Source organism: Streptomyces palmae (genome assembly GCF_004684805.1).
GTDB lineage: Bacteria > Actinomycetota > Actinomycetes > Streptomycetales > Streptomycetaceae > Streptomyces > Streptomyces palmae.
The window spans coordinates 1-2,367 of the sequence record NZ_SRID01000596.1 but is presented as its reverse complement, the minus strand read 5'-3'; the positions used below and the strand labels follow the sequence as shown (position 1 = coordinate 2,367).

Sequence of the window (2,367 nt, the reverse complement as noted above, 5' to 3'; positions counted from 1 at the left end):
GCCCCGGCCCCGGCTGACTCCGGCCCGACCCCCGGCTGACTCCGGCCCGGCCACGACGGCCCCGACACACTCTGGGGCTTTCCCAGCCCTCGACGGCCCCGGCCCGCTCTCAAACGTGGTGCGTCCGTCTGCCTGACAGAATCCACCCCATGGCGGAGATCATCCAGCGTGACGGAACCTGGTCCTTCGACGGCGACACGGTGCGGATCGTGCCCGGCCGGGACAAGGGCGTCCACCCGGCGCGCCAGACGCTCGGGGAGCGGGCCGTGCCGCTGGCCGCCGTCGCCGGCATCGCCTATGAGCCCGGCCGCAAGGCGGGCCGGCTGCGGCTGCGGCTGCGCGAGGGCTCCGATCCGCTGATGCAGGCCACCGGCGGCAAACTGCCGGACGCGGCCGATCCGTACCAGTTGAGCGTGGAGCCGGACCGCACCGGGGTCGCCGAGTACATGGTGGACGAGGTGCGCCACGCCCTGCTGCTGGAGCAGGTGCCGTCCGGCCCCTGCGAGCGCTTCCTGCTGTCCGGCCCCGATGTGCCGCTGTCGGCCTCGGCGGGCGACGGCACCGTGTTCTTCGACGGTGAGCAGATCCGGCTGGAGTGGAACTGGAAGACCGAGCAGTCGAAGAAGTCCGCCGGCAACCGCAGCTTCTCGGTGGCGGACCTGGCCGCGGTGGAGTGGCTGCCCGCCATCGGCCTGGAGAACGGCTATCTGCGCTTCGTCCTCGCCCAGGCGGCCACCAAGGCCCCGCCCAAGTACGACCCGCACAGCATCGAGCTCTACGGCTTCCGCAAGGACCCGCTGATGGCACTGGTGGCTGCCGCCGTGGTGGCCAGGATGCCGCACCCGGCCGCTCCCGCCGAGCCCGCGCGGAAGGCACCGAGCGGCGAGGCGGACGGGAGCACCGGGACCGGCTTCGGCGCCGACGACCATGACGCGCTGCTGCGCCGGCTTCGGGAGCTGGGCGAGCTGCGGCAGGCAGGGGTGCTCACCGAGGAGGAGTTCACCGCGGCCAAGCAGTCCGTCCTCCGCCGCTTCTAGGACCCGCCTGGCCGGTCCGGTCCGGAGGCGGACGACCAGCACGGCAGCCGTGAGGGCCCCACGAGGTGGACCCGCCCCACGATCGGCCGGGCCGACCTAGTCGAGTGGACCGGGCGCGTACCGTGCGGGAATGGTGAAGAGGAACTCGCGGGGATCGTTGTGTGCGCTCTCGAACTTCTCCGGCACGCTGTGGTACCCGAGCGCATAGAGATTCCGACCCGGATCCCAGGTGTTGTAGCAGTACATGGCGTTGCGCTTGATCGCCATGTGGGCCGGGGGGATGTCGAGCACGTACGCGGCACCGTCGGCCCGCTTTTCCAGCGGCTTGTCGTAGGCGTAGACGTAGTTGAACCGGACATCCCTGAGCACACCCTCGTTCATGAGGTGGAACGCCGCGTCGGTGATGGCCTTGTGGGGGCGGGTGGCCTCCAGCCACCCGGCGGTGAACTGGTGCGAGGCCCCCGGGTACTGCTGGGCGAGGTCCCTGATCCTCACCTTCACCGTCCGCACGAAGTCGTCGAAGTCCGCCGCCGAGCCCTGGGAGCCGTCGGCCAGCTTGAGGTTGATGACCTTGTCCACGCCCAGGGTCCGGGCCGAGGCCAGGAACTCCGCGGTCCGCGCCGCCACGATCACGCTGTCGCTCACCCCGGGAGGGTCCGTCGGCCACGACACCTTGTGGCGCCCGCCCGCGGCACACGGGTGCCGGCCCTTCCAGTGGCACGGGTCCTCGTTCATCCACTCGGCCAGACCGCTGTCCTCCCCCCTGGTCACCAGCACCAGGTAGACGGGCCGCCCGGTCGCCTTGTGCGCCAGGATCGAACCGGCCAGGCCCAGTGCCTCGTCGTCCTGGTGCGGTGCGTAGAAGATCGCCGGCGGTGCGGCCGCCGCGGCCTTCCTCGTCCCCCTCAGCGCACCGGCCGTCAGCACCCGGCGCGACAAGATCCGTGCCGCGTCGCTCATGCCTGTGTTTCCTTCCACTCGTACTGAGCCCGACCCGCTCTCTTCGAGCCCCCTGTGCCGTGCCCCCGTGCGGGCAAGCCTCGGCGCCGCTGCTTATGCATAGCTGGCGTTTCGCTAACGCAACCGCGTTGCCACCCGGGGCCGGATCACCTCCCGGCCGTCCGGGCCGCCGGCGGCCTCACCACGCCGCGAAACCCTGTTCACGGCAGCACGCCGCCGCGCCGCCAGGCCCCCGATGCCGGCAAGCTCGGCGCCGCACTGCCATGCCCTGATGCCGGCAAGCGCCACGACCCCCTCACCACGGCGCGCCACCCCGGGCACGCCTCGGGCCGGCGTGGTGAGGCCGCCGGCGGCCCGGACGGCCGGGAGG

2 protein-coding genes are annotated in these 2,367 nt (G+C 72.2%); one reads left to right on the top strand and one right to left on the bottom strand.

Annotated features, from left to right (window positions below; all coding sequences use genetic code 11):
• Positions 1 to 149: 149 nt before the first annotated feature.
• Positions 150 to 1,037 (top strand): DUF4429 domain-containing protein, encoded by an 888-nt coding sequence (locus tag E4099_RS31320; protein WP_135342481.1) that lies wholly within the window; start codon positions 150 to 152, stop codon positions 1,035 to 1,037.
• Between the two features lie 96 nt (positions 1,038 to 1,133).
• Here the strand turns inward: E4099_RS31320 and E4099_RS31315 are convergent, their stop codons facing one another.
• Entirely contained in the window at positions 1,134 to 1,997 is an 864-nt protein-coding gene (locus E4099_RS31315; protein ID WP_135342480.1) for a PIG-L deacetylase family protein, read from the bottom strand.
• Positions 1,998 to 2,367 lie beyond the last annotated feature (370 nt).